A 6,672-nucleotide genomic window follows, 5' to 3' on the forward strand; every position below is an offset into this window, starting at 1 on the left:
ATGGCGATCCCACCCGCGGCGGCCGCGGGGCAGCGCGGCGGCGGCCGAGGCGGGGAGCACCGCGCGCCGGGCTACCTCATCGGCCGCGAGAACGGAGAGGAGATGGTGGGCGAGTTGCCGCTGGTGGGCCCGACGGTGATCGGTGAGTGGCCGGGCCCCCGGGTCAGTGGGCGTTGAGTGCCGCGACCAACGCCGGCAGCGCGGTCGCCGCCGTTGCACGCCAGCAGGCCGTGGCCGCCTCGCTCAGCGACGTCTCGTCGGGATTGATCTCCACCACGGGGATCCCGGTCGCCAGGGCGATCTCCGGCAGGCGGGCGGCCGGGTACACGACCCCCGACGTGCCGATCGCCAGGACGACGTCGGCGGCGAGCACGGCCGCCTCGGCGCGGCCCCACTCGTCCACCGGCAGCGGCTCGCCGAACCAGACGACGCCCGGACGCACCTCGCAGCGGCAGTGCACACACATCGGAGGTTCCTGCCGCAGGGCCTCGGGATCCGGTGCGTCCGGATCACCTGTGGGTGCCGGCGCATCGGCATCGTCGGCGCGTAGGGATCGCGTGCCGCAGTGCCGGCAGCGCGGCGCGAACAGGCTGCCGTGCAGGTGTGCGGTCACGTTCGACCCCGCGCGCTCGTGCAGGTCGTCGACGTTCTGAGTGACGATCCCGACGGTGCACCGTTCGGCGAGGGTCGCCAGTGCGATGTGACCGTCGTTCGGTTCGGACGCGCGGGCCAGCCGCGCACGATGCTGATACCAGCCCCACACCAGTGCCGGGTCGCGCGACCACGCGTCGACGGTGGCCAGATCCGCGGCCGAGTAGCGTGCCCAGAGCCCGGTCTGCGCATCGCGGAACGTCGGGATCCCCGACTCGGCGCTCATCCCGGCACCGGTGAAGGCGGTCACGGTCTCGGCACCGCGCAGCAGTTCGAGGACGGCACGCGGGACGTCGACGGGCGCGGGTCTGGTCGAGGGCTGCATGGCGCCAGGGTAGGGGAGCCGACGCGCACATGTCCTCCCGATTTCGGGAAACCGGGAAGGTAACGATTCGATAACGAAAGCTACTCGCGAGAAACCTCGCGGGTTTCTCTTGAGCGGCGTGTGAACAGGGTCGATTCACCGGTGTATCAGCGCTCGAATACACCCGTGAATCGAGATGGATAACCTACTGGCGGGTATACCCACTGGTTACATATCTGCACGTCAGAGGCCTCGCGCAAACTGTGCTTCCATGGAACCGGCACGGTGTGGTGCCCGTGTCGTAATCGTCCGCGCCGACGCGGTCTCAGCAAACTTTGCTCAAGGAGTTCCATGACTGTCGATGACTACGTAACTGCCTCCGCCCGCGTCGGAAAGAACCCCCGCAACAACGATGCGCTGGTGGACCGGCTGTCGAGCGGCGAGCAGTATGCGCTGATCTTCGGTGGGCAGGGCGGCGGCTGGCTGCCGGGCATGATCTCGTTGCTCGAGCAGACCGGACTCGCCGACGACCCCGAGTACCGCGAGATCCTGGACGGCATCCTGAGCCGCAGCGAGCGCGTCCTCGCGCCCGTCGCCCGCGAGATGCTGCGCGCGCAGGGCCCGGCCTTCGATCCCATGCGGTGGCGCCAGGTGTCCATCGAGGCCGCCGAGCAGGAGACCACCGACGAGGGCGACGAGGCGCCGCGCCAGCGCCGCCGCCCGAGCCTGCCCGACGTCGACGGCGCCGTGCTGTCGGTGCCCGGCATCCTGTTCAGTCAGCTCGTCGCGCTGTACGCGCTCGAGGCCCAGGGGCTCGACCCGTGGGACGTGCCCCCGGTCGCCGTCATCGGCCACTCCCAGGGCCTGCTCGCTGTCGAGGCGTTCTCCTCCCGCGGCGCCGAGGGTGACCTGCTCGCCATCGCCCGTCTGATCGGCGCGGCCGGCCGGGTCGTCGCCCGGCGCCGCGGCATCGTCGCCCTCGGTGCCGGTACCCCGATGCTGGGCGTCACCGGCGTGCGCGAGGAGCGCCTCCGCGAGCTGCTCGCGGAGTTCAGCGGCACCGTCGCCTTCGACGCGTGCGGCCCCGTGGTCTCGGTCCGGAACTCGCGCAGCTCGTTCGTGCTCACCGGAACCCCCAAGCTGCTCGCGGGCTTCCGCGAGTTCTGCGGGTCCGTCGCCGAGGCCGAGGAGGCCGAGCGCAAGGCCAAGCTGACCGGCGGCTCGCCGTTCGCGCCGCGGTTCGAGGACATCCCCGTCGACATCGGCTTCCACCACCCCGCGCTCGCCGAGGGCGTCAGCATGGTCCGCGACTGGGCCGAGCGCTGTGGCCTCGACGGTGACCGTGCCGCGCGGCTCGCCGCCGCGGTGCTGGTCGAGCCCGTCGACTGGGTCGCCGAGGTCGACGGCGCCATCGCCGCGGGTGCCCGCTGGCTGATCGATCTCGGCCCCGAGGACCTCGCCACCCGCCTGGCCGCCAACGCGGCCCGCGGCCGCGGCGTCGGCATCATCCCCGCCACCAGCCTGCGCGGTGCCCGCAACATCTTCTCGCCGGGCGGCGTCCCCGAGCGGCCGCGGCCGTGGTCGGAGTACGCGCCGAAGCTCATCGAGCTGCCCGACGGCCGCACCGTGTTGTCCACCCGGTTCACCGAGCTCACCGGCCGCAGCCCGATCCTGCTCGCCGGCATGACCCCCACCACCGTCGACGCCGGCATCGTCGCTGCCGCCGCCAACGCCGGACACTGGGCCGAGCTGGCCGGCGGCGGCCAGGTCACTGAGGGCATCTTCGCCGAGAACGTGGAGAACCTGACCGAGCTGCTCGAGCCCGGCCGCAGCGCCCAGTTCAACGCTCTCTTCCTCGACCCGTACCTGTGGAAGCTGCAGCTCGGCGGCAAGCGCCTGGTGCAGAAGGCGCGTGCCGCAGGCGCCCCGCTCGACGGTGTCGTCATCAGCGCCGGCATCCCGGAGCTGGAGGAGGCCACCACCCTCGTCGACGAGCTGATCGAGGCGGGCCTCGGGTACGTCGCGTTCAAGCCCGGTACCGTCGAGCAGATCCGCCAGGTCGCGCGCATCGCGGCCGAGGTGCCCGCGCACCCGGTCATCGTGCACGTCGAGGGCGGCAAGGCCGGCGGCCACCACTCGTGGGAGGACCTCGACGACCTGCTGCTCGCCACCTACAGCGAGCTGCGCGACCGCGCGAACGTCGTCCTCTGCGTCGGCGGCGGCATCGGCACGCCCGAGCTGTCGGCCGAGTACCTGTCGGGCGCCTGGTCCCGCAAGTACGGGGCGCCTGCGATGCCGGTCGACGGCATCCTGGTCGGTACCGCAGCCATGGCGACCCGTGAGGCCACCACCTCGGCGGACGTCAAGCGCGTCCTGGCCGAGACGGTCGGCACGCCGTCCTGGATCGGGGCGGGCCACGCCGAGGGCGGCATGGCCTCCGGCCGCAGCCAGCTCGGCGCCGACATCCACGAGATCGACAACCCGGCGTCCGCATGCGGCCGCCTGCTCGACGAGGTCGCCGGCGACGGTGACGCGGTCGCCGCGCGCCGCGACGAGATCATCGCCGCGATGGCCGGTACCGCGAAGCCGTACTTCGGCGACGTCGACGCCATGACCTACGGCGAGTGGCTGGCCCGCTACCTCGAGCTCGCCGTCGGTACCCGCCAGCAGCTCGCGGGTGCGACCCCGGGCCGCTTCGGCGACTACGGCTGGCTGGACATCACCCACCAGACCCGCTTCCTGACGATGCTGCAGCGCGCCGAGGCCCGCCTCGCCGTCGAGGACAGCGGCCCCATCCCGACCGCGTTCGCCGAGGTCGCCGCCACCGACGACGCGTACGGCGCCTTCGACGCCCTGCTCGCGGCGTACCCGGAGGCCGCCACCACCCGCCTGCACCCGGCCGATGTGCCGTTCTTCACCTCGCTCTGCCGCACCCCCGGCAAGCCGGTCGACTTCGTGCCCGTGATCGACAAGGACGTCCGCCGCTGGTGGCGCTCCGACTCGCTGTGGCAGGCGCACTCGCCGCGGTACTCGGCCGACGAGGTCTGCATCATCCCCGGCCCCGAGGCCGTCGTGGGGATCACGCAGGTCGACGAGCCGGTCGGTCAGCTACTGGATCGGTTCGAGGCCGAGCAGGTCCGCCGGCTCATCGACGCCGGCGAGTCCGCCCGTCGCGTACCCGGCCGCCGCTTCCGCTCCGGCGTCGAGTCCGCGGCGCTCGCGCACGCCCTGTCCGCGCCCAACGTGCTGTGGGCGGGCCGCCTGGTGCTCAGTCCCATCGGCAAGCTCGGCCCGGCCGACAGCTGGCTGGTGCACGCCGACGGTGACGCATACGTCGCCGTCCAGTCCGACACCGGCGCCACGCTGCGCGTGACCGGCGCCAACTCGGTGCAGCTCGAGGTTCCGGTGTCCGGCACGCAGCTGATCATCCCGATCGCGGTGCCCGACTCCTGCGCCGACGGTGGCGTGCCGATCATCGACCTGGACGACGCCGCCGCCGCGATGTCCTCGCTGGTCGCGCTGGCAGCCGCCGGCGACCTGCCGGTCGTCGAGGACGGCGTCGCCACCGTCGAGTTCGACTTCACCGACGCCGACGGTGCCGACCACGCCGCGCTGACCGCCGACGTCCTGCCGGGGGGGCTGTCCGCGCTGTTCGGCGACGAGCAGCGCCCGGTGCCCGACGCGTTCGTCGGCCCGTGCTGGCCGGCCAGCTTCGCTGTCGTCGGCGCGGCCCGCACGGCGCAGGACCGCCCGGTCGTCGAGGGCATGCTCGACCTGGTGCACCTCGACCACGCCGTCGAGTTGGCCGCCCTGCCGGCCGCAGGCCACTACCGCGCCACGGCCACCTGCACCGACGTGACCGCGACCGACCTCGGCACCGTCGTCACCGTCGGCATCGAGGTCCGCGAGGCGTCCGCCCCGGCCGACGCCGAGCCCGCGATCACCATGACCGAGCGGTTCGCGATCCGCGGCCGCACCGGCTCGGCCGAGCTGAGTGACCCGCAGCCCGCCGGCGGCGCGCGCGGCGAGTCCGCCACCGAGACCCCGCGCAAGCGCATCCGGCAGGCCGTGATCGTCGCCCCCGTCGACATGAGCGGCTTCGCGGCCGTGTCGGGGGACCACAACCCGATCCACACGTCGTTCGTAGCGGCGGCCCTCGCCGGGCTGCCCGGCCCGATCGTGCACGGCATGTGGCTGTCGGCCGCGGCCCAGCAGGTCGCGTCGGCGTCCGACGACCACGATGTGCTGCATCGCAAGCTCCGCGGCTGGACCACCCGCTTCCTGGGCATGGTCCTGCCCGGCGACGAGGTCCAGGTGACCGTCGAGCGCGTCGGCATCGACCGCGGCGGCGAGCTGCTCGACGTGACCGCCAAGGTGGGCGACAACCTGGTGATGTCGGCATCGGCCGTGGCCTTCCCGGCCGTGACCGCGTACGTCTTCCCCGGCCAGGGCATCCAGAGCAAGGGAATGGGCCTCAAGGCCCGCGCCAGCTCGGCCGCCGCCCGCGCCGTCTGGGACCGCGCCGACGCGCACACCCGCGAGGCGCTCGGCTTCTCGGTGCTCGCCGTCGTGCGTGACAACCCGCTGACGCTGCGCGCCGACGGCCAGACCTACTCGCACCCGGACGGGGTCCTCTACCTCACCGAGTTCACCCAGGTCGCGATGGCGACGGTGGCCGTCGCCCAGCTCGCCGAGCTGGGCGAGTACGGCGCCCGCGTGGACGCGCCGATCATCGCCGGCCACTCGGTCGGCGAGTACAACGCGCTCGCGTCGGCCGGCGTACTGCCGCTGGAGAAGATCCTCGAGGTGGTCTTCCACCGCGGCTCGATCATGCAGCGCCTGGTCCCGCGCGACGACCAGGGCCGCAGCCCGTACGGCATGGCCGCGATCCGACCCGAGCTGTTCGACGTCGACGACGCCGAGCTCGCGGGCTTCGTCAAGACCGTCGCGGGAGCTGGGGACGCCAGTTCTCCCCTGTTCGCAGAGATCGTCAACCTCAACCTGCGCAACGCGCAGTACGCCGTCGCGGGCACCAAGCTCGGCCTTGCCGCGCTCGAGTCCGCGATCGCCGACCGCACCGACAGCCCCAAGGCGTTCCAGATCGTGCCGGGCATCGACATCCCGTTCCACTCGACCGTGCTGCGGTCGGGCGTCGCGGAGTTCGAGGCCCGCCTGCAGGAGCTGGTCCCGGCCGAGTTCGACTACGAGGCCCTGATCGGCCGGTACGTGCCCAACCTGGTGGCGCGCCCGTTCGAGCTCACCGAGTCGTTCGCCCGCTCGATCCTCGCGGTCGTCCCCTCGGCGCCGGTCGCCGTGCTGGTCGAGGACTTCGGCGCGGCCCTGGCGACGCCGATGCAGACCGCACGCACGCTGCTCATCGAGCTGCTGGCCTGGCAGTTCGCCAGCCCGGTCCGGTGGATCGAGACCCAGGACCTGCTGCTGGTCGACCGCAGCCACGGTGGCCTCGGCGTCGAGCGGTTCGTCGAGGTGGGTGTCGCATCGGCGCCGACCCTGGCGAACCTGGCGAGCCGCACGCTGGCGCTGGACTCGTACCGGCGGTCGGCGGCCACCGTCCTCAACGCCGAGCGCGACCACGCCCGCGTGTTCGCGACCGACGAGGACACCCCCGACGACGAGCCCGGCGTCGAGGAGACGGCCGCACCGGTGGCCGCCGCCCCCGCGGCCGCACCGGCACCGTCGTCGGCGCCTGCCGCGCC

At 72.9% G+C, this 6,672-nt stretch carries 2 protein-coding genes; one reads left to right on the forward strand and one right to left on the reverse strand.

What is annotated here, in order from left to right:
- Window positions 1-163: 163 nt before the first annotated feature.
- Entirely contained in the window at window positions 164-976 is an 813-nt protein-coding gene (locus ABD908_RS26265) for an SIR2 family NAD-dependent protein deacylase (protein WP_345001670.1), read from the reverse strand.
- A 330-nt stretch (window positions 977-1,306) separates the two neighbouring features.
- Here ABD908_RS26265 and ABD908_RS26270 point away from each other — a divergent pair.
- A partial coding sequence (locus tag ABD908_RS26270; RefSeq protein ID WP_345001672.1) for a fatty acid synthase subunit beta domain-containing protein occupies window positions 1,307-6,672 on the forward strand: 5,366 nt, incomplete at its 3' end.

The sequence above is a fragment of the Tsukamurella soli genome (assembly GCF_039541155.1).
GTDB classification, from domain to species: Bacteria; Actinomycetota; Actinomycetes; order Mycobacteriales; family Mycobacteriaceae; genus Tsukamurella; species Tsukamurella soli.

Coding starts and splice junctions, on each gene's coding strand:
- ABD908_RS26265 (WP_345001670.1), bottom strand. CDS start 976: ATGCAGCCCTCGACCAGACCCGCGCCCGTCGACGTCCCGCGTGCCGTC.